This is a genomic window from Stenotrophomonas sp. SBJS02, from assembly GCF_020428325.2.
Lineage (GTDB): Bacteria > Pseudomonadota > Gammaproteobacteria > Xanthomonadales > Xanthomonadaceae > Stenotrophomonas > Stenotrophomonas africana.
Genome location: NZ_CP109812.1, coordinates 3,460,491 through 3,485,977, shown reverse-complemented (window position 1 = coordinate 3,485,977; position 25,487 = coordinate 3,460,491). Strand labels below are relative to the sequence as shown.

The 25,487-nt window shown below is 67.2% G+C and carries 19 protein-coding genes and 1 tRNA gene; 9 read left to right on the top strand and 11 right to left on the bottom strand.

Annotated elements, in window-relative coordinates; translation table 11 throughout:
• Positions 1-5 precede the first annotated feature (5 nt).
• Positions 6-82 (top strand) — tRNA-Asn (locus FQS62_RS16185).
• Positions 83-209: 127 nt separating this feature from the next.
• Entirely contained in the window at positions 210-1,184 is a 975-nt protein-coding gene (locus FQS62_RS16180) for an alpha/beta hydrolase (RefSeq protein ID WP_208043776.1), read from the top strand.
• 49 nt (positions 1,185-1,233) lie between these two features.
• On the opposite strand, the gene FQS62_RS16175 is transcribed toward FQS62_RS16180, so the two are convergent.
• From FQS62_RS16175 to FQS62_RS16160, 4 genes are all read right to left on the bottom strand, one after another.
• Positions 1,234-2,655, bottom strand: coding sequence for a basic amino acid/polyamine antiporter (locus FQS62_RS16175; RefSeq protein WP_208043775.1), 1,422 nt, complete (start codon positions 2,653-2,655; stop codon positions 1,234-1,236).
• A gap of 129 nt (positions 2,656-2,784) precedes the next feature.
• A complete protein-coding gene (locus FQS62_RS16170; RefSeq protein ID WP_208043774.1) occupies positions 2,785-5,610 on the bottom strand; it encodes a TonB-dependent receptor in 2,826 nt (941 codons plus the stop codon).
• Between the two features lie 198 nt (positions 5,611-5,808).
• Positions 5,809-6,459: an energy transducer TonB gene (locus FQS62_RS16165; protein ID WP_049444959.1), complete on the bottom strand. Its 651-nt coding sequence runs from the start codon at positions 6,457-6,459 to the stop codon at positions 5,809-5,811.
• A 217-nt stretch (positions 6,460-6,676) separates the two neighbouring features.
• The gene (locus FQS62_RS16160) at positions 6,677-7,414 is read right to left on the bottom strand and encodes an SIMPL domain-containing protein (protein WP_049444957.1); all 738 of its coding nucleotides are present in this window, start codon (positions 7,412-7,414) and stop codon (positions 6,677-6,679) included.
• 131 nt (positions 7,415-7,545) lie between these two features.
• Here FQS62_RS16160 and FQS62_RS16155 point away from each other — a divergent pair, with 131 nt between their 5' ends.
• The 4 genes from FQS62_RS16155 to tldD are packed head-to-tail and all read left to right on the top strand — an operon-like array spanning position 7,546 to position 15,028.
• Complete coding sequence (locus tag FQS62_RS16155) at positions 7,546-8,154, top strand: Maf family nucleotide pyrophosphatase (RefSeq protein WP_208043532.1); 609 nt, start codon at positions 7,546-7,548, stop codon at positions 8,152-8,154.
• On the top strand, positions 8,147-9,634 hold the full coding sequence (gene rng / locus FQS62_RS16150) for a ribonuclease G (RefSeq protein ID WP_049444954.1): 1,488 nt from the start codon (positions 8,147-8,149) through the stop codon (positions 9,632-9,634). The genes FQS62_RS16155 and rng overlap by 8 nt, the downstream gene beginning before the upstream one ends.
• Positions 9,635-9,664: 30 nt before the next feature.
• Positions 9,665-13,522 (top strand): YhdP family protein, encoded by a 3,858-nt coding sequence (locus FQS62_RS16145; RefSeq protein ID WP_208043531.1) that lies wholly within the window; start codon positions 9,665-9,667, stop codon positions 13,520-13,522.
• 60 nt (positions 13,523-13,582) lie between these two features.
• Positions 13,583-15,028 (top strand): metalloprotease TldD, encoded by a 1,446-nt coding sequence (gene tldD / locus FQS62_RS16140; RefSeq protein WP_208043530.1) that lies wholly within the window; start codon positions 13,583-13,585, stop codon positions 15,026-15,028.
• Positions 15,029-15,069: 41 nt separating this feature from the next.
• Here tldD and yjgA read toward each other — a convergent pair whose 3' ends face one another.
• Positions 15,070-15,657 (bottom strand): ribosome biogenesis factor YjgA, encoded by a 588-nt coding sequence (gene yjgA, locus FQS62_RS16135; RefSeq protein ID WP_049444947.1) that lies wholly within the window; start codon positions 15,655-15,657, stop codon positions 15,070-15,072.
• Positions 15,658-15,726: 69 nt separating this feature from the next.
• Between yjgA and pmbA the strand changes: the two genes are divergently transcribed.
• Entirely contained in the window at positions 15,727-17,094 is a 1,368-nt protein-coding gene (pmbA, locus tag FQS62_RS16130) for a metalloprotease PmbA (RefSeq protein WP_010482969.1), read from the top strand.
• An 87-nt stretch (positions 17,095-17,181) separates the two neighbouring features.
• Positions 17,182-17,553: a DUF4870 domain-containing protein gene (locus tag FQS62_RS16125; protein ID WP_049444943.1), complete on the top strand. Its 372-nt coding sequence runs from the start codon at positions 17,182-17,184 to the stop codon at positions 17,551-17,553.
• Between the two features lie 91 nt (positions 17,554-17,644).
• Here the strand turns inward: FQS62_RS16125 and FQS62_RS16120 are convergent, their stop codons facing one another.
• The 5 genes from FQS62_RS16120 to FQS62_RS16100 form a co-directional block, all read right to left on the bottom strand.
• Complete coding sequence (locus tag FQS62_RS16120) at positions 17,645-18,523, bottom strand: polyprenyl synthetase family protein (protein WP_057501214.1); 879 nt, start codon at positions 18,521-18,523, stop codon at positions 17,645-17,647.
• Positions 18,513-18,773: an exodeoxyribonuclease VII small subunit gene (locus FQS62_RS16115; protein WP_005410522.1), complete on the bottom strand. Its 261-nt coding sequence runs from the start codon at positions 18,771-18,773 to the stop codon at positions 18,513-18,515. Before FQS62_RS16115 ends, FQS62_RS16120 begins: the two co-directional genes overlap by 11 nt.
• 36 nt (positions 18,774-18,809) lie before the next feature.
• Positions 18,810-20,096, bottom strand: a complete 1,287-nt coding sequence (gene tilS / locus FQS62_RS16110) for a tRNA lysidine(34) synthetase TilS (RefSeq protein WP_208043961.1) — start codon at positions 20,094-20,096, stop codon at positions 18,810-18,812.
• Positions 20,097-20,658: 562 nt separating this feature from the next.
• Positions 20,659-21,210, bottom strand: a complete 552-nt coding sequence (locus tag FQS62_RS16105) for a WG repeat-containing protein (protein ID WP_208043584.1) — start codon at positions 21,208-21,210, stop codon at positions 20,659-20,661.
• On the bottom strand, positions 21,207-22,913 hold the full coding sequence (locus FQS62_RS16100) for an alkaline phosphatase (protein ID WP_208043585.1): 1,707 nt from the start codon (positions 22,911-22,913) through the stop codon (positions 21,207-21,209). The genes FQS62_RS16105 and FQS62_RS16100 overlap by 4 nt, the downstream gene beginning before the upstream one ends.
• A 154-nt stretch (positions 22,914-23,067) precedes the next feature.
• On the opposite strand from FQS62_RS16100, the gene FQS62_RS16095 reads away from it, so the two are divergent.
• A complete protein-coding gene (locus FQS62_RS16095) occupies positions 23,068-24,402 on the top strand; it encodes a dicarboxylate/amino acid:cation symporter (RefSeq protein ID WP_208043586.1) in 1,335 nt (444 codons plus the stop codon).
• Between the two features lie 252 nt (positions 24,403-24,654).
• Here the strand turns inward: FQS62_RS16095 and FQS62_RS16090 are convergent, their stop codons facing one another.
• On the bottom strand, positions 24,655-25,431 hold the full coding sequence (locus FQS62_RS16090) for a C40 family peptidase (RefSeq protein WP_049436807.1): 777 nt from the start codon (positions 25,429-25,431) through the stop codon (positions 24,655-24,657).
• Between the last annotated feature and the right edge of the window lie 56 nt (positions 25,432-25,487).

The following is a 25,487-nucleotide window of genomic DNA, read 5'->3' as shown; positions in this document are numbered from 1 at the left end:
CGTCTGCCCGAATAGCTCAGCCGGTTAGAGCACTTGACTGTTAATCAGGGGGTCGTTGGTTCGAGTCCAACTTCGGGCGCCACTTTGAGAAACCTGCATCGCGAGATGCAGGTTTTTTTTTTGCCGTGTTGTAGAGCCGAGCCCACGCTCGGCTGCACCCTGGAAGCCGAGCATGGGCTCGGCTCTACAATCTGCTGCTCCAACCATGGATGCCGATCGTGCGCGCACTCCTGTCCGTCGTTTCTCTGTTGCTTGCGCCGCTGACGTTCGCCGCAGCGAATGCGGCACCACCGACCTGGCACCCGCCGCAGGGCACTACCGAGCTGCCGTTGTGGCCGGAAGGCAGGGTGAAGGCACCGCCAAAACTGAAAGGTCCCGAGCAGATCAGTGAAGCAACCTCCAGGGCCAGCGGAGAACGCTGGACGATGTTGCAGAACGTGGCTGTGCCGACGCTCACCGTGTTTCCACCGAAGGCACCGGCCAATGGCACCGCGGTGATGGTGGTGCCCGGAGGTGGTTACCGGGTGTTGGCGATGGACCTGGAAGGCAGTGAAATCTGCGATTGGTTGAACGCGCAGGGCATCACCTGCGCACTGCTGAAGTACCGCGTGCCGGCGTCCGGGCCCAACTGGGATCCCGACTGCAACTGTCGCGACAATCCGACAGTACCGATGGCTTTGCAGGACGCGCAACGTGCAATGGGCCTGCTGCGATTGCAGGCACAACGCTGGAACATCGACCCGAAGCGGGTGGGGGTGATCGGTTTCTCGGCCGGCGGACACGTGGTGGCGGGATTGAGTACGCACGCACGTCGTAGCTACGCGGCGGTCGACGCGGCCGACTCACAGTCCAGTCGCCCGGATTTCGCGATGGTGATGTACTCCGGCCATCTGTGGGCCGGGCATGGCAAGGGGCTGTCCCTGGTCAAGGACATCGTCTTGGATGACGCGGTGCCGCCGACGTTCATTGCGCAGGCCACCGATGATCGCACCGACGATGTGCGCGAATCACTCGCCTACTACCAGGCGCTGATCGATGAAGGCGTGCCGGTCGAGATGCATCTGTTCGCGCGCGGTGGCCACGCGTTCGGTCTGCGTATGAAGGATGCACCGGTGGCGGTGTGGCCACAGCTGGCCGAGCGCTGGATGCGGGATATCGGCATGCTGCCCGAACGCCAGTTGTAGAGCCGAGCCATGCTCGGCTGCCCGTGCGAAGCCGAGCGTGGGCTCGGCTCTACAGTGTCAGCTCACCTCTGGAGAACGCCACCAACGTGGCGATCGCCACCACCAGGATCGCGCCGAACAGCGCCCACTCCCAGCGCGTGAATACCTTTTCCCCTCGCTGGTGCCGGGTGAACGCGAACAGCACCACGCCGGGTACGTACAGCAGGACCGACAGCAGCAGGTTGTCGAGGCCGCCGGCATACACCAGCCACAATGCATAGGCACTGGCCAGCAGGGCAACGACGAAATCGCGCCAGCGCGCACCCGGTTCACCCGCATAGGCCTGGCCACGCCAGGCCAGCTGCACGCCGAACGCGGTGGACAGGAAGTAGGGCACCAGGCTCATCGACGCGGCCAGCAGCACCAGTCCGGTATAGCTGCCGGAATTGACCAGCACCAGCAGCAGGAACACCTGGATCAGACCGTTGCTCAACCACAGCGCATTGGCTGGCACGCCGCGCGTGTTTTCGCGACCGAGGAACGCGGGCACGGTGCCGTCGCCGGCCGCGGCGTACAGCACCTCGGCGCACAGCAGCACCCAGGCCAGCAGCGCGCCCAGCACGGAGATGATCGAGCCGATGATGATTACCGTCGCGCCCCACTCGCCAACGATCGCACGCAGCACGTACGCCATGGATGGATTGGGCAACCCGGCCAGTTCGGCCTGCGACAGCACGCCCATCGACAGCAGGCTGACCAGCACCAGCAGCAGCCAGACGCCGAGGAAACCGATCACCGTGGCGCGGCCGACATCGGCGCGACGGGCCGCGCGCCGCGAGTAGATGCTGGCGCCTTCGATTCCGATGAATACCCACACGGTCACCAGCATCATGCCGCGCAGCTGCTGGCCGAGGTCGCCGAGTGCGGGCGTGCCCAGGAAATCGGCGCGGAACACATCCATGCGGAAGGCACCGGCGGCCAGGATCAGGAACAGCGCAATGGGCAGCAGCTTGGCCACAGTCACCAGCCCGTTGACGATGGCAGCGGTGCGCAGGCCCCGCAGCACCAGCAGGTGCACGGTCCACAGCAGCAGTGACGACGCGGCCACCGCGGCCGCGGTATTGCCTTCGCCGAAGATCGGCAGGAAATGTCCGAGGCCGCTGAAGATCAGCACGAAGAAGCTGGCGTTGCCGAGCACCGAGGCGACCCAGTAACCCCATGCCGCGGAGAAACCGATGTAGTTGCCGAAGCCCTCGCGCGCATACGCGTAGATGCCGGTATCGAGATCCGGCCGGCGGTTGGCCAGCGCCTGGAACACGAAGGCCAGCATCAGCATGCCGGCGCCACTGACCGCCCAGCCGACCAGCGCCGCGGCCGGTCCGGCGCTGCGCGCCACGTTCTGTGGCAAAGAAAAGATACCGGCACCGACCATCGAGCCGACCACCAGAGCGGTCAACGCGGGCAGGCCCAGGCGTTGCGATGTCGCAGCCATGCAGATCCCCTGCGGCGGTGATGCCGCGTGCACACGGTAGCGGTGGGCCCGTGAACATGCCTGCAAGGCGCACAACGACGAAGGCCCGGGCAGGTGCCCGGGCCTTCGACGGTGGTGCGTTGAGCGGTATTACTTGAAGGTGTACTTGGCGCCGACAGTGAAGTAACGGCCGATGGCGCCGCTGAAGTGCAGCGGGTTGTAGTTCACGCCACCGTAGGTGGTCGGGTCGAGCGGAGCGATGCGATCGAACACGTTCTGCACCGATGCATTCAGTTCGAAGGCTTCGGTGATGTTCCAGCGGCCGGACAGGTCGAAGGTGGTGAACGAGGAGATCTTGGTGACGTCGGTACCGTCGGCGTACGAGAACTGGTACGAACCGTCCGGGCCACGGAAATCCTTGTTGTCCATCTTGGAGATGTAGTTGGCAACGCCGCTCACACTCCACGGACCCTGGCGCCAGGTGGTACCGAAGTTGATGCGATCCTTCGGCGTACCGATGCAGTTGGTCACGTCGCAGTTGCCGTGGGTGCCTGCATAGTCGAAGGTCTGGTCGGAGTCGGTGCGCTCGTACTTCAGCACATGGCTCCACTGCAGATCCATTTCCAGCTGGCCCGGGCCGATATCGAAGGTCTGGCGGATATCGGTATCGATACCCCGCACGCGGGTGGAGGCGGCATTGATGTACGCGGTGTTGACCGCCAGGATGCTGCCGGTGCCAGCGATGCCGTTGATCAGGTCGATGTCACGCAGCACATTGCCGGCGGCGATGGCATCGGCCGTGGAGCCCTGGGCGATCTCGTTGGTGCGCTTGATCTGCCAGGCATCGACGGTCATCGAGGTGGAGGGGGTCGGCTGCAGCACGATACCCACCGAGTAGCTCTTGGATTCCTCCGGCTTCAGGTCCTTGTTGGGGCGGGTGATGATTGCAACCGGACGCGAGCTGCAGTTGGTGCCGACATCGGCCGGCGGGCTGGCGGCGCAGCGCACCGGATCGCGGGCGTTGGAGAAGGCGGCCAGGCCACCGTCGCCGTTCTCGGCCGGGTTGGGGGCGCGGAAGCCTTCTGCGTAGCTGGCGCGCAGTGCGATCCAGTCGGCCGGCGTCCACTTGATGCCCAGCTTCGGCGTCGCCTTGCCTTCGCCACTTTCGTACTTGTCGTAACGCAGCGCGCCGGACAGTTCCAGCTGCTCCAGCACCGGTGCCGACAGTTCAACGTAGCCGGCGTAGACATTCTGCGTACCGTCGTAGGCCGAGTAGCCCAGGCCGATGATGTCACCCTGGTCGGTGTAGGTCTGCGGGCTCAGGCTGTTGCTGGTCTTGCGCCACTCGGTACCGATCGCCAGGCCCAGCGGACCCCCCTTCAGGTCCATCAGGCTGCGCGATACGGTGAAGTCGAACATGTCCAGGCTGGACTTGGCGCGTGCGCTGATGGTCGGCGAAATGTAGTCGTACAGTGCCTGCGAATTGAGGTTGGCATTGTCGCCAATACGCCACACGCCGCCGGCACAGTTCGGGTTGCCCAGCGCGCACTGCACGGCGCTGTAGCGCAGGAAGCCGGTACGCTTGTTGACCAGATCGGTGCCGGAGTGCAGGTAGGCGGTGTCGTAGCTCCAGTCACCCCAATTGCCCTTGACGCCGACCAGGAAGCGATTGAACTCGTTGGTGTTGTTGGTCACGCGCGGGCCGACATCCCAGGCCGAGTAGCGCAGGCGCGAGGCCTGGCCCGGAATCGGGTTGTCGGGATGGGTCGGCGACAGCACCACGGCGCCCGGGCCGCTGCTGGCATTGCGCGGGCCAAGCGGATAGCCCCAGCTGCCGGACACGCCGGAGGGCGTGTTGCTGAAGATCGTTTCCTTCTTCGAGTAGCCGATCTCGGTGTAGATCTCGCCGCCTTCACCGAAGGCGAAGCTGGCGCGGCCGAACACGTTGACGTACTTCTCTTCCGGGGTCAGATCACGGTACAGCTGGTTCGGATCCCACAGGCAGCCGTGTGCGGCCACCGAGGCATCGGTCTGGCCCGGGATGGTGGTCAGGCCCTGGCAGCCGGGCAGCGGCACGAGCTGGGCCGAGGTGCCCGGCGGGACGCGGTCGTCGAATACCGAGCCGTTCGGACCCACGCCACCGCTGGTGCGGTTGTTGAGGTAGGCGCCGCCGAGGAACTGGGCGTTGTTGCCATAGCCCCACGGACGGATGTCGCCCGTGCCGATCCACTTGCGGTTCTTGCGATCACTGATCTTGATCGCGTCGGTCTTGCCAACGTCCAGGCTGAAGAACGCGTTCCAGCCGTCGGTGGCCAGGTCGCCGGTACCGGCGGTCAGGGTGGCCTTCTTGGCGTTGCCGTCGCCGTCACCGGAGGTGCCGTAGGAGGCACGCAGGATCGCGCCCTGGAAATCACTGCGCAGGATGATGTTGACCACGCCGGCGATGGCATCGGAGCCATAGATCGCCGAGGCGCCATCCTTCAGCACTTCCACGCGTTCAACGGCGTCGAGCGGGATGGTGCTCAGGTCGGTGAAGACCTTCTGGCCGTCATCGGCCAGGCCGTAGGTGGCCATGCGGCGGCCGTTCAGCAGGACCAGGGTCGAGCCCGCGCCCAGGCCGCGCAGCGAGATGCCGGCGCCACCGCCGGCAAAGCCGTTGCCGAAGGTCTTCGGGATCGAGCCGGAACCGTCGGCGGTCAGGGTCTGCAGGTATTCGGCGACCGTGGTCTTGCCGGTTCGGTCGATTTCCTGGCGGGTCACCACCTGCACCGGGGACGGTGTTTCGGTGTTGGTGCGCGGAATGTTCGAACCGGTAACCGTGATGCGGTCCAGGTTGGTGGCCTTCTCCTGCGCGAAGGCGGAGGTGGAAGCCACGGCGCCAACCAGCAGCAGGGTGCCGCCGGTAAGGATGTGGGTGATGGACGATGCCAGTGTGGTGCGGCGGCGGCTGGCGGGCCGTTGGATCAGGTGTTTCACAGCTTCTCTCCTAACTGGAAAACCGTAGCGTTGAGGGCTGTCTCCGGAAGGGGGCCGGGACGGGCCAATCTAGGTTTCCGACGGGTGACGAAGTAGTGAAATTTTGCTTAATCCGTAACGTTGAATCCAAACTTTGCCGAGTTTGGTACTTCGGCGGTGCTGGCCGGCCCGGCAGGTGGCCGGGCCGGCCCTGGACAATCAGTCCGGTAGCGAGAATTGCACCGGTACCAGCCCGATGGCCGGCACTGCTACGCCGTCGCGCTGGGCCGGTTCGAAGCGCCAACGCTTGAGCACTTGCTGACGCGCGGCCTGGTCCAGGCTGCGCGAGCCACTGCTGCGCTCGATGCTGACCGCGACCGGCTGCCCGCTGCTGTCGACTTCCACCCTCAGCAGCACCGTGCCCTGCTCATGATTGCGCAGGGCCGGCAGGGGATAGGCCGGTGGCGGTGCACTGCGGTACTGCAGCTGTGCTCCGGACAGCGGTGTCGAGCTGTCGATGCCTGGTGCGAGCTGCGGCGGGGACGGTTCGGCTGCCGGCAACGCGATGCCCTGGGTTTCCTCCACGGTTGCGGTGGGAGCGGGCAGGGGCGGCGCTACCGGCTGCGCATGCGGCTTCGGCACCACCCGCGCGACCTCCTTCGGTTCCACCAGTACCGGCGGAGGGGGCGGTGGCGGGGTCTTCTCGATCAGCCGTACCGTGGTCTTGTCACGCGGAACCTGCACAGCCTGGTAGGTCGCGGGGATCAGCAGCAACAGGAACGCGAGCAGATGCAGGGCGATGGCCGCGCTCCAGGCGGCAACGCGGGCGGGGTCGAAGTGCGGGGATGCAACGGGATACGTACGAACCATGGTCCACCTCCATGCCAGTGACGAAGTCCTCAACGCACCAGGGCCCGTGGCGGGGTTGCCGCACGCGGCTGGCAGTGCATCAGTAGCGCGATGGGGCCGCTACTGCCTAGAGGCAGGGTCGGCATCGTTGGGCTGGACTTCAGCCAGTGCAGGCCGCAGGCATGAAAAAAGGCGGAACCCCTGCGGGATCCGCCCTTGTCGGCAGTGGCAAGCGGGATCAGCGACCCAGTTCGAACACTACATCCAGGTTGACCGAGACGGTCGATTCGCCCGGCGCGACCGGGGTCGCCTTGTCCATCGCGGCGCCGGCCGACATCGCCCGCATCATCGGCATCGGACGGAAGCCGCCATTGCTGTTCTCGGAGATGCTGACGATGCGGCGCACCTGCAGGCCCAGCGACTTCGCATAGGTCTGGGCGCGGGCCTGGGCCTTCTTCAGCGCGGCCAGGCGGGCTTCGTCATAGACCGGCTCCGGCTGGTCGATCTCGAAGCTGGGGCCGTTGATCTGGTTGGCACCCTGCGCAGCCAGTGCGTCCAGCACCTTGCCGAGCTTGGCGATGTCGCGCACCTTCAGGCTGACCGTATTGCTGGCCTGGTAGCCGGTGATCTTCGGTGCTTCGTTGTCGGCATAGCGGTACTGCGGATTGAGGCTGACGCCGCTGGTCTGCACGTCCCGCTCGGCAATTCCGGCGGCCTTGATCGCGGCCAGCACCTTGTCCATCTGCTGGGCGTTCTGGCGCATGGCGCTGTTGCCGTCGGCCGCCTGGGTGACCACGCCGGCCGACAGGGTGGCCACGTCCGGCACGCGGGTGGCTTCAGCATTGGCCGAGATGTTCAGCAGGGTGCCTTCGGCCGGGGCGGCGACCGACGGCGACGACGGGGCGGCATGGGCAGTCATCGAGGTTCCAAGGGCGAGGGACAGGGCAAGCAGCAGCGGGGTGGCGGTCAGGCGCATGGAGAACTCCTTGTTGTGCCGTTGAGGGTGGTGTCGTAGCGATGAACGCGCTGTGAGCCCATTCGGGGTTGAACGCGTTCCGGAACGGGTTGCCGACGATTCAGGTGGCGGCCTCAGGTTATGCTGTGCCGATGCTCTATCTTGCTTCCCGCTCCCCCCGACGCAACCAGTTGCTGGCCCGACTCGGACGCCCCTTCCAGGCCCTGGACCTGGAGGTTGTCGAGCAGCGCGCGCCCGCTGAAAGCGCTGAACAGTATGTATGCCGTGTCGCCGCCGACAAGGCGCGCGCCGGGCTGGCCCGGGTGCTGGCCGATGACCCACAGGCGCGTGTGCTCGGCTCGGATACCGAGGTGGTGCTGGACGGTGAAGTGTTCGGCAAGCCGGCCGATGCCGCCGACGCGCGGGCGATGCTGGCGCGGCTGGCCGGGCGCACCCACCAGGTGATGACCGCAGTGGTGGTGGTCGGTGCCGACGGCCTGGACAGCGAGCTGGTCATTTCCGAAGTGACCTTTGCGCCGATCAGCGCCGCCGACATCGCCACCTACGTGGCCACCGGCGAGCCGCTGGACAAGGCCGGGGCCTACGCCATCCAGGGCGGGGCCGAACGCTGGATCGAACATCTTTCCGGCAGCTACTCCGGCGTGATGGGACTGCCGCTGCTGCACACCGATCGTCTGCTGGCGCGCTGCGGCGTGCCGGCCCCCACTGCTGATGCCGCCAGGGAGGCTGCCGATGTCTGAGGAAATCCTGGTCAATGTGACCCCGCGCGAGACCCGGGTCGCCGTGATCGAAAACGGCATGCTGCAGGAACTGCACATCGAGCGCGGCTGGCGCCGGGGTGTGGTCGGCAACATCTACAAGGGCAAGGTGCAGCGCGTCATGCCCGGCATGCAGGCGGCCTTCGTCGAGGTCGGGCTGGAGCGGGCCGCGTTCCTGCATGCCAACGACGTGGTGCGACCGGCGCCGGTGGCCAGTGCGGACACCGAGAACACCACGCTGCCGCCGCCGTCCAGCGTGCCGATCGTCGAGCTGCTGCGCGACGGCCAGGACATCGTGGTGCAGGTGGTGAAGGACCCGATCGGTACCAAGGGCGCGCGCCTGACCACGCAGATCAGCATTCCCTCGCGTTACATGGTGCTGCTGCCGCAGTCCAAGGTGGTGGGGGTGTCGGCGCGCATCGAGGATGAAGGCGAGCGGGCGCGGCTGAAGGCGCTGGTGACCGAACTGTCGGCCCAGCATGGTGGCTACGGCTACATCGTGCGCACCAATGCCGAAGGCCAGCCGGCCGAGGCCATTGCCGAGGACATCGCCTACCTGTCGCGGGTCTGGAACGTGGTCGAGCGTCGTGGCCGCGAAGCACCCTCGTGCAGCAACATCTATGAGGACCTGAGCCTGCCGCTGCGTTCGGTGCGCGATCTGATCCGCAAGGACGTGGACAAGGTGAAGGTGGACTCCAAGGAAACCTTCGCGCAGCTGCAGGCCTTCGTGGCCAAGTACATGCCGGTGCTGGCCGAGAAGCTGGAACTGTATTCGGGTGACCGGCCGATCTTCGACATGTTCGGCGTGGAGGACGAGATCGGCCGCGCGCTGGACAAGCAGGTGCCGCTGAAATCCGGCGGCTACCTGGTGATCGACCAGACCGAGGCGATGACCACCATCGACGTGAACACCGGTTCGTTCCTTGGCCAGCGCAACCTGGAAGAGACGGTGTTCCGCACCAACCTGGAAGCGGCGCAGGCAGTGGCGCGGCAGCTGCGGCTGCGCAACCTGGGCGGCATCATCATCATCGATTTCATCGACATGGACGACGCCGAACATCGCCGCCAGGTGCTGCGCACCCTGGAAAAGGCGCTGGCCCGTGACCATGCCAAGACCACGGTGTACGACTTCTCACCGCTGGGCCTGGTGGAGATGACCCGCAAGCGCACGGTGGAAAGCCTGGAGCGCCAGCTGTCGGAAACCTGCCCGCAGTGCAGCGGCCGTGGCAGCATCAAGACCACCGAGACGGTGACCTACGAGATTTTCCGCGAGATCACCCGCGCGGTGCGCCAGTTCGATGCGGCGCGCCTGCTGGTGATCGCTTCGACCAAGGTCGTTGCGCGCATTACCGACGAGGAGTCTTCGGCGGTGGCCGAGCTGGAAGAATTCCTCGGCAAGAGCATCCGCTTCCAGGCGGACGAGCAGTACCTGCAGGAGCAATTCGATGTTGTTCTGCTCTGACCCTCGCCGGCTGCAGGCCGGCGGTGGCCGATGAGCGCGCCGCCGCGCCTGCGACTGCGAAGGATCCGCCGTCATATCATTGCCGCCTGTGCGGTGGGCCTGGTCGGGCTTGCACTGCTGGTGGGCACGCTCAGCCAGCTGCTGCCGCTGGCTGAGCGTCATCCCGGGAAGATTGCCGCCTGGCTGAGCGAGCGTGCCGGCCAGCCGGTACGTTTTGACCAGTTGCACACTGCCTGGACCCGACGCGGTCCATTGCTGCAGCTGAAGGGCCTGCGCATCGGCGCGGGCCAGGGCCTGGCCATCGGTGAAGCCGAAGTGCTGGTGTCGATGTACAGCGGGATGCTGCCTGGTCGCTCGCTGACCGAGCTGCGCCTGCGTGGCCTGGCGCTGGACCTGCAGCAGGGCGAGGACGGCCGCTGGTCGGTGCGCGGCCTGCCGAAGTCAGACACGGGCGGTGACCCGCTGGAGGCGCTGCGCCGGCTGGGCGAGCTGCAGGTGATCGATGGCCGCCTGGGTGTGCATGCACCGGGACTGGGTATCGATACCACCCTGCCGCGTATCGATCTGCGCCTGCGCGTCAATGGCGACCGCCTGCGTGTGGGCGTGCGTGCCTGGGCGCGGACCGATGCCCTGCCGCTGACCGCAGTGCTGGACGTGGACCGCGCGCGCGGCAACGGCCAGGCCTGGCTGGGTGCCGATCCTGTTGATTTCCATGCCTGGTCGCCGTTGCTGGCAGCGGGTGGCGTGCGCCTGCGCGAAGGCAAGGGGGAGCTGAACCTGTGGCTGACCCTGCGCGACTTCGCGCCGGTGGCGCTGACCACCGATTCTGACCTGCGTGACGTGCGCATCGACGGTGCACCGATGCCCGACGTGGCAACGCCGCAGTTGCAGCTGCAGCGCTTGCAGGCGCGCCTGCGCTGGCAGCGCCAGGCCGATGGTTGGGCGCTGCAGGTACCGCGCCTTCGTTTGAAGACCGAAGACGGCGAACAACAGCTCGATGGCCTGCAGTTGCAGGTTGGCAGGCAGCTGCGGGTGAGTTCCGGCGAAGTACAGGCCGGTACGGCGCTGCGTGCGCTGGCGCTGAGTGATCGCCTCGAGCCAGGCCTGCGCCATTGGTTGTTCCTGTCCAAACCGCAGCTGGATGTGCGAGCGCTGCAACTGGCCGGCGAACGTGATGGCCCGTTGCGGGCACAGGGCGAGCTGCAGTCGCTGGGCTTTGCCAGCGTTGGCAATTCTCCGGGTCTGCGCGGCCTGGGGGGACATTTCGAGGGCGACGCCGATGGCTTCAGCCTGCAGCTGCAACCGCAACGGCAGCTGCAGTTCGATTGGCCCACCGGCTTTGGCGTGCGGCATGACCTGCACCTGGCTGGACAGATCGTGGGCTGGCGTGACGAGGGCGGTGGCTGGCGTATCGGCACTGCGGCGATGCGCGTGGAAGGCACCGACTACGCGGCCGATGTGCGCGGTGGTGTCTGGTTCCAGGGCGACGGCACGCGGCCCTGGCTGCAGTTGGCGGCCAAGCTGGACGATGTGCCGATGACGGCGGCCAAGCGCTTCTGGATCCACTCCAAGATGAGCAAGGGCGCCACCGACTGGCTGGACATGGCGCTGGCCGGCGGCCAGGTGCGAAATGGTATCGGCCTGGTCAGCGGTGACCTGGACGACTGGCCGTTCGACAACAACGATGGCCGCTTCGAGGCCACCGGCCACATCACCAACGGCGACATCCGCTTCCAGCACGACTGGCCGCTGATGAGCCAGGTCGATGCCGATATCGCCTTCATCGGCCCCGGCTTCGACATGCATGGGCGCGGCGACCTGGCCGGTGTAGCGGTGCAGAAATTCGAGGCGGGCATCCAGGACTTCGGGCAGCAGCCTCTGTACGTGCGTGCCGATGCGCAGAGCGAGGCCGGCAGACTGCTGGCAATGCTGCGGCAGAGCCCATTGCACAAGGAATACGGCGATACCCTGGACAACCTCACCGCTGCTGGCCCGGCGCATGTGACCTTCGATCTGCTGCAGCCGCTGCATCACGATGAAGGTGGCGGTCACCTGCAGGGGACAGTCGATCTGGCCGGCGTGAAGCTGGTGGACAAGCGTTTCCAGCTCGCCTTCGACAACATGCACGGGCAGGCGCGCTACAGCAACGGCGGATTCGGCGCCGAGGAACTGGCGGTGCGCCACCTCGGCCAGGACGGCCGCCTGAGCCTGCGTGCCGGTGGCTACGTGCACGACAGCAGACTGGCCTTCGAATCGAAGCTGTCGGCCACGCTTGATGCTGGCGTGCTGATCGACCGCGCACCGGAGATGGCCTGGCTCAAGCCCTACATCACCGGTACCTCCCCATGGACGATCGCGGTCAACCTGCCCAAGGTCGCTCCCGGGGCGCCTGCGCCGCCAAGCGAACTGCGCCTGAGTTCGGATCTGGTGGGCACCCGCCTGGATCTGCCGGCGCCGCTGGACAAGCCGGCCGCCGAACCGCTGGCGACCACCGTGGCCGCGCAGCTGCCGATGGGGGCTGGCCGCATCGACGTGGCCTTTGGCCAGCGTCTGGCCCTGGCCGCGCGCAGCCACAACAACCAGACCGGCGTACAGGTCACGCTCGGCAGCGACCACGTCGACCGTGAGCCGCCACCGAGCGGGCTGACCGTCAACGGCCGCAGCCCGACCCTGGATGCGCTGGAGTGGATCAGCCTGGCGCGTGGAGGCGGGGACGATGACGGCATGCCGCTGCGTGCGGTGGACGTGCAGGTCGGCAAATTGATGCTGATCGGCGGCGTCTTCGAGCAGACGCGGCTGAAACTGCAGCCGGGCCCGCAGGCGCTGGATGTACGCCTGGATGGGCCGTCGCTGGCAGGCCGTTTGACTGTTCCCAATGCAGAGGGCGGCACCATCAGCGGCCAGCTCGACCGTGTGCACTGGCAGTCGCTGCCGGCCGCACCGGGCGCACCGGCTGCGCCCGCGCGGGTACAGGCCGGCGCCAATGACATGGATCCGGCAAAGCTGCCGCCGTTCGCGCTGGACATTGCCGATCTGCAGTTCGGCAAGGTCGTACTCGGCCAGGCGGTGCTGCGTACGCGGCCGCTGGCCAATGGCCTGAACGTGGACGAGCTGCGCTTCCGTGCGCCGGACCAGGAGATCGACATCAGCGGTCGCTGGCTGGGCCGCACCGGCGGTGCCCGCACCGAGCTGACCGCACAGGTGCGCAGTGAAGACCTGGGCGGCCTGATGCAGAACCTGGACTACGGTGGCCAGCTGCGCGGCGGCTCCGGTCAGGCCCAGCTGCAGGCCTCGTGGAGCGGCGGTCCCTCGGACTTCCAGCTGGCCACTCTGCAGGGCCGGCTCGATCTGCACGCGCGCAACGGCCAGTTGCTGGAGCTGGAGCCCGGCGCAGGTCGAGTGCTCGGCCTGCTCAGTGTCGCGCAGCTGCCGCGGCGCCTGATGTTCGACTTCCGCGATTTCTTCTCCAAGGGCTTTGCGTTCAACCAGGTCGATGGCAGCGTGCAGTTCGGCCAGGGCATGGCCCGTACCGACAAAGTGCTGATCGAGGGTCCGGCGGCGAACATCACCATCCGCGGCCAGGCCGACCTGCGCAACCAGCAGTTCGACCAGACCATCGACGTCAACCCGCGCGCCGGCAACCTGCTGACCGTGGTCGGCGCGGTGGCGGGTGGCCCGGTAGGTGCGGCACTCGGCGCCGCCACCAATGCGGTATTGTCCAAACCGTTGGGCGAAATCGGCGCCCGCACCTACAAGGTGACCGGTCCATGGAAGGAGCCGAAGGTGGAAGTGATCGAACGCAGCCGCGAGAAGACACCGCCCGCACCCACACCGGCGCCGGCGGTTCCGCCGACGGTGACCGACCTGCCACGCTCGCGTTCACGCTGAGCATGGTGTTCCCGTTCACGGGGCTTGCCTGAGCGCCCCCGAATCCCCAGATCGAGGACCATGACTGATATCGCCCTGACGCTTGCCCAAGACCGCCTGTTGCGCCCTGGTGGCCTGGATACCGCTGGCCTGGAGCGCACCTTCGGGCAGTTGCTCGGCCCCGGTGTGGACTTTGGTGACCTTTATTTCCAGCACGCCCGCCGCGAGAGCTGGAGCGTGGAGGATGGCATCGTCAAGGACGGTGCCCATTCCATCGAGCAGGGCGTGGGTGTGCGCGCGATTTCCGGCGAGAAGACCGGCTTCGCCTACTCCGATGACATCCATGCCGATGCGCTGCTGGCTGCGGCGCAGTCCGCACGTGCGATTTCGCGCGAAGGTGGCGCCCAGACCGGGCGTTCGCTGCTGCGGGGCAATGCGCGCGCGCTGTATCCGGCGCTGGACCCGATCGACGGCATCGGCAACGAAGCCAAGGTCGAAGTGCTCAAGCGCCTGGACGGTTACCTGCGTGCCGCCGACCCGCGCGTGAAGCAGGTGATGGTCAGCCTGTCCGGTGGCGTCGACACGGTGCTGATCGCCCGCAGCGACGGCGTGCTGGGCGCCGACGTGCGTCCGCTGGTGCGCCTGAACGTGCAGGTGATCGTCGAGCACAACGGCCGGCGCGAGTCCGGCTATGCCGGTGGCGGTGGCCGCTATGGCTATGAGGAGCTGTTCGCCGACGGCCGCCCGGAAGCCTTCGCCCGTGAGGCGCTGCGCCAGGCGCTGGTGAACCTTGAAGCGGTACCGGCACCGGCCGGCGTGATGCCGGTGGTACTGGGCCCGGGCTGGCCTGGCGTGCTGCTGCATGAAGCGGTTGGCCATGGCCTGGAAGGCGACTTCAACCGCAAGGGAACCAGCGTCTACGCGGGCCGCATCGGCGAGCGCGTTGCCGCCCCGGGCGTGACGATCGTCGATGACGGCACGCTGGACGGACGCCGTGGTTCGTTGAACATCGACGACGAGGGGCATCCCAGCCAGTGCACGACGCTGATCGAGGACGGCATCCTGGTCGGCTACATGCAGGACAGCCTCAATGCGCGCCTGATGGGTGTGGCGCCGACCGGCAATGGCCGCCGCGAATCGTTCGCGCACATGACCATGCCGCGCATGACCAACACCTACATGCGTGCCGGCCAGCACGACCCGCAGGAGATGATCCGTTCAGTGAAGAAGGGCCTGTACGCGGTCAACTTCGGCGGCGGCCAGGTCGACATCACCAGCGGCAAGTACGTGTTCTCGGCTACCGAGGCCTACCTGATCGAGGATGGCCGCATCACCTCACCGGTGAAAGGCGCGACCCTGATCGGCAACGGTCCGGAAACCATGCAGAAGGTGCGCATGGTCGGCACCGATCTGGCCCTGGACGAGGGCGTGGGCATCTGCGGCAAGGATGGGCAGAGCGTGCCCGTGGGTGTCGGCCAGCCCTCGCTGTTGATCGAGGGCATCACCGTCGGCGGTACCCAGGCCTGAGCCGGGCGATGGCCAGCGCCACCGCCCAGGCGGGCGCGGACTCAGTCCTCGTCGGCTTCGTCGGTCTCGACGGGGTCGGCGCCTTCGGCGCCGGCCTTCAGGCCCAGCGCGGCCGGCAGCATCAGCGCGCGCAGCACCTGGAAGATCTCGCGGTAGGCGCGCGGCGGCTTGTTCTTCGCCTTCTCGGCCTGCGCGTTGCGCACCAGCGTGCGCAGCTGCTGGCGGTCGGCCTGCGGGTAATCGTCCAGCAGGGCGGCCAGCGCCTTGTCACCTTCGGCCAACAGGCGCTCGCGCCAGTCTTCCACGCGGTGCATCATCGCCACTTCGCGGCGGCCGGTTTCACTGTTGGCGTCCAGCGCATCGCGGATCGCATCCAGCGTGGCGTCTTCTTCGCGGCGCATGTGCTTGGCCAGGAACGCCAGCTGGCGCTTGTGGGCGATGTGGGCGGTGATGCGCTTGCACTCGGCGATATGCGGCAGCAGGTCTTCCGGAATCGGCAGGCGCGCCAGCTGGGCGGGGGTCAACGACACCAGCTTCTCGCCCAGGGCCAGGACGTCGAGCGCGTCGCGCCGGTTCTGGCTGCGACTCTTGTCGTGGAATTCACCGGTTTCTTCGTCGCGTCCGCGCATCGTTCCTACCTGATCTCAAAAAAAAGTCGCCCGGCGTGATGCCGGGCCCAACCCGTACAGGATAAAGCATTGAACGTGATCGCCCCTGAAGTCGCTGTCGGCGACGACAGCCCGGCCCGGCTGGAACGGCTGGCCGACCTCTCCCAGCAGCTGCTCGACCGTGCCCGTGCGCTGGGCGCCAGCCAGGCAGAGGTCAGCTGCAGCGAGGACCGTGGCCTGGAGGTCAATGTCCGCCTTGGCGAAGTTGAGACCGTGCAGTCCACCCGTGACCGCGGTATCGCCGTCACCGTCTATTTTGGCCAACGCAAGGGCAGCGCCAGCACCGGCGACCTGAACGAGGCCAGCCTTGCCGCCACGGTCGAGCAGGCCTGCGCGATCGCCCGCCATACCGAGGACGACCCGGCTGCCGGCCTGGCCGAGGCGGCGCTGATGGCGACCGATTTCCCCGACCTGGACAGCTGGCACCCCTGGGCGCTGCAGGCCGACGAGGCGGTGGACCTCGCCCTGGCCTGTGAAAACGCCGGCCGCGAGGCCGATGCGCAGATCCGCAATTCCGACGGCGCCTCGGTGTCGAGCATGCAGAGCCTGTCGGTGTACGCCAATTCGCATGGCTTTTTCGGCCGTGAGCGTGGCACCCATCATTCGGTGGGCTGTGCGCTGATTGCCGGCCAGGGCGACGGCATGCAGCGCGATGGCTGGTACACCAGCGCGCTGGCCCGTGAGGATCTGGAGGAGGTGGGCCTGGTCGGTCGTCGTGCCGCCGAGCGCACCGTCGCCCGCCTGCAGCCTCGTTCGATGGCCACCGGCAGCATGCCGGTACTGTTTGCCCCGGAAGTGGCGCGAAGCCTGGTCGGCCACCTGCTGTCGGCAGTGTCCGGCGGTGCCCTGTACCGCCAGGCCAGCTTCCTGCTGGACAGCGTTGGCCAGCAGCTGTTCCCGGACTGGATGCAGATCGAGGAACTGCCCCACCTGCGCCGTGGCCTGCGCTCGGCCGCCTTCGACGGCGACGGCGTGGCCACCCGTGCTTCGGCGCTGGTCCGTGACGGTGTACTGCAGCGCTACGTTCTGGGCAGCTATTCGGCACGCAAGCTGGGCCTGCAGACCACCGCCAATGCGGGCGGCGTGCACAACCTGCAGCTGGCCGCCAATGCGGGCTCCCTGCAGGAGATCGCGCGGCAGATGGGCGATGGCCTGCTGGTGACCGAGTTGATGGGGCAGGGCGTGAACGGCGTGACCGGCGACTACTCGCGCGGTGCCGGCGGCTTCCGCGTGGAGAACGGCGAGATCCAGTACCCGGTGGACGGCATCACCATCGCCGGCAACCTGCGCGAGATGTTCAGCAGTATCGAGGCGGTCGGCAGCGACGTCGACCCGCGCTCGCACATCCGGACCGGTTCGATCCTGCTGGGGCGGATGACCATCGCCGGTAATGATTGATGGCATTGATGGCGTAAGCTATGCCCGCCTGACGCAACCAGCTTGGCGCTGGTGGGTCAAGACCACCCAATGAAAAGGAGTTTTGTCGTGAGCGAATTCGATAACGTCCCGCCGCCGCCGGCAACCACCGATGCCCCGGCCGACCAGCGCACCATGGCGCTGGCTGCGCACCTGCTGGGCATCTTCACCGGCTTCATCGGCGCGCTGATCATCTGGCTGATCAACAAGGATGACGCCAGCAAGGCCTTCGTGACCGACCAGGCCAAGGAAGCCCTGAACTTCCAGATCACCGTGACCATCGCGATGGTCATCAGCATCATCCTGATGATCGTGATCATCGGCGGCATCCTGGCCCCGATCGTCGGCGTCATCAACCTGGTGTTCTGCATCATCGCTGCAGTGAAGGCCAACAACGGTGAAGCTTACCGCTACCCGTTCACCCTGCGCCTGATCAAGTAAGACCGGCTGCATGCGGAACTGAAAACGCCGGCATTGCCGGGCGTTTTCATGTGCGGGGAGCTGCGGGCGGTGCCCGACGAGCGCGCAGCGATCAATGATCGCGTTCGACCGCCAGCGTCGCCAGCGCACGCAGTGCATCGGCCTCTTCGCCGTATCCGGCCAGGATCGCCTGCATGCGTGCTGCGAGCTCATGCAGCTGGGCCTTTGCGCCGTCCATGCCAAGCAGCGCGGGGAACGTGCTCTTGTCCTGCGCCTGGTCCTTGCCGGCGGTCTTGCCCAACTGCTCGGAACTGGCCTCGACATCGAGAATGTCGTCGCGTACCTGGAAGGCCAGGCCGAGCGCGTCGGCGAAGCTGTCCAGCTGGGCCAACTGCGGTTCGTGAGCCTGGCCGCACAGTCCGCCCATGCGTACCGCCGCGCGGATCAGCGCGCCGGTCTTCAGCGCGTGCATGCGGGTCAGCGCCGCCAGCGTCTGCTGCTGGCCGGTGGCATCGATGTCCAGGGCCTGGCCGCCGCACATGCCGGACGCGCCGGAGGCGTGGGCCAGGGTCTGCAGGCAGGCTACGCGCAACGTTGCCGGCAGCGGCGCATCGGCCAGCAGGCCGAAGGCACGGGTCTGCAGGGCGTCGCCGGCGAGGATCGCGGTAGCTTCGTCGAAGGCGATGTGGGTGGTCGGCTTGCCACGGCGCAGCGCGTCGTCATCCATCGCCGGCAGGTCGTCATGCACCAGTGAATAGGCGTGGATCAGCTCGACCGCCATCGCCGCCGCATCCAGATGTTCCGGCTGCGCACCGAACAGGTGGCCACTGGCGTACACCAGCAGCGGCCGCATGCGCTTGCCACCGCCCAGCACCGAATAGCGCATGGCCTGGTGCAGGCGCTGCGGTGCTTCGGCAGGCGAGGGCAGGGCGGCGTCGAGCTGGCTTTCGATACGGTCGCGCCAGCGCGCGAACAGAACCTCAGCCGTCATGGCTGGGCGGATCGAAGGGCTCGGAGGCTTCCGGCTGCGCCGGATCGCTGAGCAGGCGCACGCGCAGTTCTGCCTGTTCCAGCGCCTGCTGGCACTGGCGATACAGACCGACGCCACGTTCGTAAGCACTGAGCGAGGCTTCCAGGCTCAGCTCGCCGGTTTCCATCTGCTCCACCAGCTGTTCCAGCGATTCGAGCGACTGCTCGAACTGGGCAACCGGGGAGGCGTTTTCGGGGGACTTCTTGGCCATGTGGCAAGTGTGGACGGGCCGCGCGCGGGGGTCAATTCACCAGCTGCCGGGACGCCACTGCAGCTGAGCATCATGGGCCTGCAACCAGGCTTGCAGAGGGGCCGCGATGACCACGTCGGCGGCGGCCAGCAACTGCGGGCCATCAAAGATCAGCGGCAGCTGCGCGCGTCGCCACGGGGCGAGGTGTTCGCGTTGCAGGCAGTCCTTCAACGCGTGCGAATGCTGGCGACCGGGCAGCAGAATGCGCTCACCGCCCACGCGTGCACGGACCTGCAGCGGGCGTTCGAAGGCCGGGGTGCCCTGCAGGCGCAGCTGTCCGCCATCGGGCAGCGGCAGCGGTGCGCGGCCATCCCATTCGACCTGCCACTCGAGGGGAAGCGCAGGCAGCCGGGCCGGCAGCAGGTAGGCGTGGTCGCGCCACTGCTGGATCGCGTGATCGTGCCAGCTCACACGGGCCTGACGATCGTTGTCGGCCGGCAGCAGCTCGTCCAGCGCCTGCTGCAGCACCGTGGCCGGCAGCGGTGCCGCACCGTGGCCGGCCACCCACGCACGCAGCACGCGTGCGGCACGACCCGGTGAGACCTGGCGCAGCAGCTGCAGCGACAGCACGCGTGGAGCGACTTCCAGGTGTGCGATCAGCTCGGCGTCTTCCTCATCGAGGAGTTCGCGGGTCTGCCCGCAATGCGCTGCGCTGCCCGCCATTGCCGCGGCGGCATGCGGCCAGCGTTGGCGCAACAGCGGCAGCACCTGCAGGCGCAGGAAGTTGCGATCGGCGTGGTCGTCGCCATTGCTGGGGTCTTCGATCCAGTGCAGCGCATGGTGGCGCGCGTAATCGAGCAGCGCACTGCGCGGGACCGCCAGCAGCGGCCGCCACAAGGCATGTTCGCCAAGGCGGCTGTGCGTGGACATCGCCGCCAAGCCATCGACGCCGGAAGCGCGCAGGGCCCGCAACAGGAAGGTCTCGGCCTGGTCGTCCTGATGCTGCGCCAGTGCGAGCGTTTCGCCGTCGCGCAGCTCGGCCGCGAATGCGGCGCGTCGCGCCAGTCGCGCGGCACCCTCGGTGCCCAGGCCTGTGCCGTTCTCGACCTGCACGCGATGCACGGCCAGCTCAATGCCCCAGGCGTCGCATTGCTGCTGGCAGTGCAGCACCCACCCATCCGCATCGGGCTGCAGGCCGTGGTGCACGTGCACCGCGCGCAGCGCAGTGCCGGAAGCTTGCGCGCAGCGCCACAGCCAATGCAGCAGCACGGTGGAGTCGACACCACCGCTGTAGCCCACCAGCAGCGGCGCATCCAGCGGAACGAGGGCAGGGAAGGCAGTCACGGCGGCAAGTATAGGGTTGCTCGGCAGGGCTGCGCCCTGCACCCGCAGAGGCGCAAGCAACAGCAACGGCCGAAGCAACAGCAGAAGCGGGGTTCCTGAAGGATGGCGGGGTGGGTCCGGTTGCGGGAGACGCCGTAAACCCATCCATGGGGGCTTGGCCGCGGCATCCATGCCGCGGACACTCCCGCAACCGGACCCACCCCGCCTTCGACAGTTGGCCGCGATCTGTCGGAACGGCGTCGTGCACCGCTTTGGTAGGTGTCGACCTTGGTCGACACAGTAGATCCACGCCATGCGTGGATGACTCATTCGATATTTGACAGATGTGTCGACCAAGGTCGACACCTACCAACAGCCGCGGAGATCTGTCAGAGGTGGGGCGGTGTGGGGGGGGCAGGACCGTTGGCGCCATGGATGGCGCCATCGAGCCCACATGGATGGGTTTACGGCGTGTCCTGCCCCCCCCCACACCGCCCCGCCCTCCCACGGAATGCACGCTGTTGCTGTTGCTTCGGCCGTTGCTGTTGCGTCTGCAGGTGCAGGGCGCAGCCCTGCCGAAACCCTACTTCACCCGACGGCCCGAACGGTCGATACGGAACCGCTCTCCGCCTTCCATCGGCGTGTGGCCGTCGGCATCCGGCGTGCCGCGGCGGCAGCCATTGCAGACCTCGGCCACGCCATCCTGGAACGGCCACCCGAAATCGAAGGTGCCGGGCACCACTTGGCGGAACTTCAGGTCGAAGTAGCCCACGCGGTCGCCGACGCGGCCGCGCAGCAGGCCTTCCTGCGGCGTTTCCGGACCGTTGTCCCAGGTCAGCACCGGCAGGCTGCGACCCTTGCGGTTGACGTAGTGGAAACCCTGGTGGGCGTACACCACGGCCAGGCCGTGGTCGTCGTAGTTCAGGTCCTTCAGCGTGTCGGCGCTGATCTTCGGCCGGTGATCGACCACTTCGCAGTTGGGCAGCGGCCACAACCCGTGTTCGTCGGTCAGCAGCTTGCACGCCGGTGCCTGTGCCGTTGCAGTGGCAGTGGCAGTGACCAGCACGCCAAGCAGGGCCAGCGACCGCGCGAAGCGGCCGCTGACAGGGACAGGGCGGGCCTGCCGTGCGATCACTTGGTCTCGGCCTTGCGTTCGAAGGCTGTCGGTGCCGGCAGCTGCACCGGCACGCCCTTGTCATCGCAGGTGCCGGCCTGGCACAGGCGCTCGCGCAGGGCCGGAGTGGCCTGCACGATCATGTGGTAGATCGCGTTCTGTTCCAGCGTGCCGCGGATCGCCTTGCTGCCCGGGCCGCGTGCCCAGATGCCGACATCCTCACCGCCGTGCGATTCGGACTTCATCGGCACCAGTGCTTCCTGCATGTAGTCCGGATGCTCGGTGTCGACCTCGCGCAGGTTCGGGCGACCGTTGGCCGGTTCGAAGCTGCTCGGGTTGTGCGGGTAGCGCTTGGGGCCGGCCGGCTGCTGGTTGCTGCTGCCGGTATGGCCCGGGCCATTGGCGTAGCTCAGCGTGGTGTACGGCTGGCCGGTGCCGTCCAGCGCATAGTCCAGCTTGCCGGCACCATCTTCGCCGCCCTTGTCTTTCACCTTGCCCAGGATCGGGTTGCCGCGCGCCGGGTAGCCGACGAAGTTCAGCGTGTGCGAGTGGTCGGCGGTAACGATGATCAGCGTGTCATCGGCCGAGGTCAGTTCGTTGGCCACGCGGACCGCGTCGGACAGGGCCACGGTCTCGGTCAGTGCACGGTAGGCATTGCCGCTGTGGTTGGCGTGGTCGATGCGCGCGCCTTCGATCATCAGCACGTAGCCTTCCGGGTGCTTTGAAAGGTTCTTGATCGCTGCTGCGGTCAGTTCGGCCAGGCTCGGCTCACCGCCTGGATCCTGCGGGCGCTCGTACTCGTAGCGCATGTGGTCCGGTTCGAACAGGCCGAGGATGGCCGGCGCATTGGCGGCGGCGGCCAGCTGCTTGCTGTTCCACACATAAGCGCCCTGCGGATGTGCCTGCTGCCATTCCTGCACCAGGCTGCGGCCATCCAGGCGCTGGCCGACCTTGTCGTCGTATTCCGGGTCGCGTTCTTCGACGGTGGTGAATTCACCGCGGCCGCCACCGAGGGCGACCAGCGGGCCGCGGCCATAGCGCGAGGTCGACAGCAGCTGCTGGGCGATGTCCTTGCAGCCGGCCGCCTTGGCCGCTTCGGTCAGGTCGGTGTCGTTTTCCCAGTTGCGCTCGGGCGAATTCGCATAGGTCGCGGCCGGGGTGGCATGGGTCAGGCGCGCGGTGGACACCACGCCCGTGGCCAGGCCGGCGCTGTCGGCCAGCTGCAGCCAGGTCAGCAGGCCCTTGGACAGGCTGTCGGCACAGTCGGTGCGGCTGCCGGCGCTGACGCCGATCGCGCCCATGTGGGTCTTCACGCCGGTGGTGATGGCGGTCATGGTGCCGGCCGAATCCGGGGTCTGCGAATCGGTGTTGTACGTCTTGCTGAATGCCGTGGCCGGGAAGCGCTCCCAGGACAGCAGGTTCTCTTCACCGGAGCCGCCCTTCTGCTGGCCCTCGTAGATGCGCGAGGCAGCCACGGTGGTCAGGCTCATGCCGTCACCGAGGAACAGGATGACGTTCTTGGCCTTGCCGGACATCGCGCCGTTGGCGGCGGCCTGGGCGGCGCCACTGCGGTACCACCACTGCGGGGTTTCGCCGGCCGGGTGGGCGACGGGGTCGACGGCGACCTTGAGGCCGGCCGGAGCGGACGAGGGGGCGGTGCTGGCGCAGGCGCCCAGCAGCAGGGTGGTGGCGCAGGCGGCCAACAGGGAGACGGAACGGCGCATGGACGCTGGGTTCTCACAAACTGTAACGGGACGTTCATTATGCCCGGCCCCGCAAGGCACGCCGATGACACACTGATTTGCCGGTCGGGCGGTCGTTCTGCGGGCCGCGTTGGGCTATCGTGCCAGCATCCCTTCCTTCCCCTCTGGATTGCCTATGAAGCTGGTCTCTGCCTGGCTGCGGATTCCATTCTGGCAGCGCGTGGTCGGTGGCTTCGTGCTCGGCGCGCTGGCCGGCTGGGCGCTCGGCCCGGCCGCGGAGACGTGGTTCGGCCCGCTCGGCGAGCTGTACGTCACCCTGATCAAGATGATCGCCGTGCCACTGGTGTTCTTCGCGGTCATCAACGCGATCTCGTCGCTGCACGGGCAGAAGTCGGTCGCCGCGCTCAGTGGCCGTACCTTCCTGTGGTTCGTGATCACCGCTGCATTGGCGGTGTGCGTCGGGCTGGGCGTGGGCACCGTGCTGCAGCCCGGCGCCGGTGGCCTGCAGCTGACGATGGCCAGCAACTACGTGCCGCGTGAAGTGCCCAGCGTGGTGCAGGTGCTGCTGGACGTGGTGCCGGCCAATGTCTTCTACGCGCTGTCCGGCATCGGCACCAAGGTCAACGCGGCCGGTGAGACCGTGCTGGCCGCCGGTCGTGGCTCGATCCTGCCGGTGATCTTCTTCGCCGGGCTGGTCGGCTTTGCCATCGTCAAGCTCGGCGAGAAGGTGACCGAGGCGCGCAAGCTGGTCGGGCAGATGAGCGACATCATGATCCAGGTGACCCGCTTCGTGCTGGAAGTCACCCCGATCGGCACCTTTGGCCTGATCGCCGGCCTGGTTGGCAGCTACGGGTTCGAGAAGCTGCTGCCGCTGGGGCATTTCGTGCTGGCCCTGTACGTGGCCTGCGCCCTGCACATCGTGGTGGTCTACAGCGCACTGCTGCTGGCGCATGGCCTGAACCCGCTGAAGTTCTTCCGCAGCGCGGCACCGGGCATGCAGGTGGCCTTCGTCAGCTCGTCCAGCTTCGCCGCGATGCCGGTGGCGCTGCGTTCGATCACCCACAACCTGGGCGTGAACAAGGACTACGGTTCGTTCGCGGTGCCGCTGGGCGCCAGCATCAAGATGGACGGCTGCGGCGCGATCTATCCGGCGCTGTGCGCGGTGTTCATCGCGCAGTACAGCGGCGTGCCGCTGACCCCGGAACAGTACGTGGTGGTGCTGATCGCTTCGGTGCTGGGCAGCTTCGGTACCGCTGGCGTACCGGGTACTGCGGTGATCATGGCCACGGTCGTGCTGAGCGCGGCCAATCTCCCGCTGGAGACCATCGGCTACCTGTATGCCATCGACCGCATCCTGGACATGATGCGCACGATGACGAACGTGACGGGCCAGATGCTGGTGCCGGTGATCGTGGCCAAGGAAACCGGGCTGCTCGACCAGGCGGTGTATGACAACCCGTCCAGCAATGTGGGTGTGGACGATCCTGATCCGACGCCGCCACGCGCCTGAGACTGCGTGGCGATGTAAAAGGCCCGCCCTGACCCGGCGGGCCTTTTGTTTGGGAGCTGGCGCGGTGGCGGCCAAGGCGGGTCCTGGTAGATCCACGCCATGCGCGGATGGAGACAGTGCCGACCAACGGTCCGCACCCACCTGACAGAGGGGGGGGGCGGCATCTATCTACCCACCATTACGGGCCCAACAGAAAAGCCGCTGCGGGGCAGCGGCTTTTTGTCTTTCAGGCGGCGCCGTAGCGCCAGCGGGTCAGAGGTCGACCCGGCGGGCCTGCATGAACTTGTTGCCCCAATAGCCACTGAGCAGGGTGTCCACGCGGACGTCCTTGCCCGAGCTCGGTGCATGCAGGAAGCGGCCGTCGCCGACATAGATGCCGACGTGGTCGACGCGGCCCTTGCGGCCGAAGAAGACCAGGTCACCCGCGGCCAGTGCAGTGCGGTCGTTGATCAGTTCGGCGTTGTCATCGTGGGCCATCTCGCGCGAGACGCGCGGCAGCTCGATGCCCAGGGCCGAGCGGAACACGTAGCCGACCAGACCGCTGCAATCGAAGCCGCTGTCCGGGTTGCTGCCACCCCAACGGTACGGGGTGCCCAGCAGGGTCATCGCGCGGCGCAGCAGCGACTGCACCTTGCCGTTGTCGGCAGCGGTGCCGACAACGCTGCCATTGGCGGCGCTGCTGGTGTCGTAGTTGGCGAGCAGGCGGCTGAGGTCGCCGGCCACCACAGCCGAGCGGTCCATCAGCGGAATGGTGTCGTTGGCGGCCAGGTGCGGCAGCAGGGCGGCCAGCGTGGCACTGGCGGCGGCGTCGACGCGGCTGCGCTGCGGAGCGGCAGCCTCGGCCTTGGCGGCCGGTCGGGCGGTGCTCTCGGCCACCGGGGCCGGGGTCACATCGGAGGAACGGTTCGGAGCGGTCTGCGACCAGGCCGGAAGGCTGGTCAGACAGAGTGCCAGGCCAAGCAACAGCGGGCGGGCACTACGTGAAGATACGGAAGTCTGGCCTTCGCTTTTCAGGTCGTCAGTCGTCACGCGTCGGTCACAGGAAAAAAAACGATGGGGCATCATGCCCTGTAAAAGCGCGGATA

Coding starts and splice junctions, on each gene's coding strand:
- FQS62_RS16115 (WP_005410522.1), bottom strand. CDS start 18,773: ATGGCCAAGAAGTCCCCCGAAAACGCCTCCCCGGTTGCCCAGTTCGAG.
- tldD (WP_208043530.1), top strand. CDS start 13,583: ATGACTGATATCGCCCTGACGCTTGCCCAAGACCGCCTGTTGCGCCCT.
- FQS62_RS16155 (WP_208043532.1), top strand. CDS start 7,546: ATGCTCTATCTTGCTTCCCGCTCCCCCCGACGCAACCAGTTGCTGGCC.
- FQS62_RS16120 (WP_057501214.1), bottom strand. CDS start 18,523: ATGACGGCTGAGGTTCTGTTCGCGCGCTGGCGCGACCGTATCGAAAGC.
- FQS62_RS16175 (WP_208043775.1), bottom strand. CDS start 2,655: ATGGCTGCGACATCGCAACGCCTGGGCCTGCCCGCGTTGACCGCTCTG.
- FQS62_RS16145 (WP_208043531.1), top strand. CDS start 9,665: ATGAGCGCGCCGCCGCGCCTGCGACTGCGAAGGATCCGCCGTCATATC.
- yjgA (WP_049444947.1), bottom strand. CDS start 15,657: ATGCGCGGACGCGACGAAGAAACCGGTGAATTCCACGACAAGAGTCGC.
- FQS62_RS16095 (WP_208043586.1), top strand. CDS start 23,068: ATGAAGCTGGTCTCTGCCTGGCTGCGGATTCCATTCTGGCAGCGCGTG.
- FQS62_RS16160 (WP_049444957.1), bottom strand. CDS start 7,414: ATGCGCCTGACCGCCACCCCGCTGCTGCTTGCCCTGTCCCTCGCCCTT.
- FQS62_RS16100 (WP_208043585.1), bottom strand. CDS start 22,913: ATGCGCCGTTCCGTCTCCCTGTTGGCCGCCTGCGCCACCACCCTGCTG.
- FQS62_RS16180 (WP_208043776.1), top strand. CDS start 210: ATGCCGATCGTGCGCGCACTCCTGTCCGTCGTTTCTCTGTTGCTTGCG.
- FQS62_RS16165 (WP_049444959.1), bottom strand. CDS start 6,459: ATGGTTCGTACGTATCCCGTTGCATCCCCGCACTTCGACCCCGCCCGC.
- rng (WP_049444954.1), top strand. CDS start 8,147: ATGTCTGAGGAAATCCTGGTCAATGTGACCCCGCGCGAGACCCGGGTC.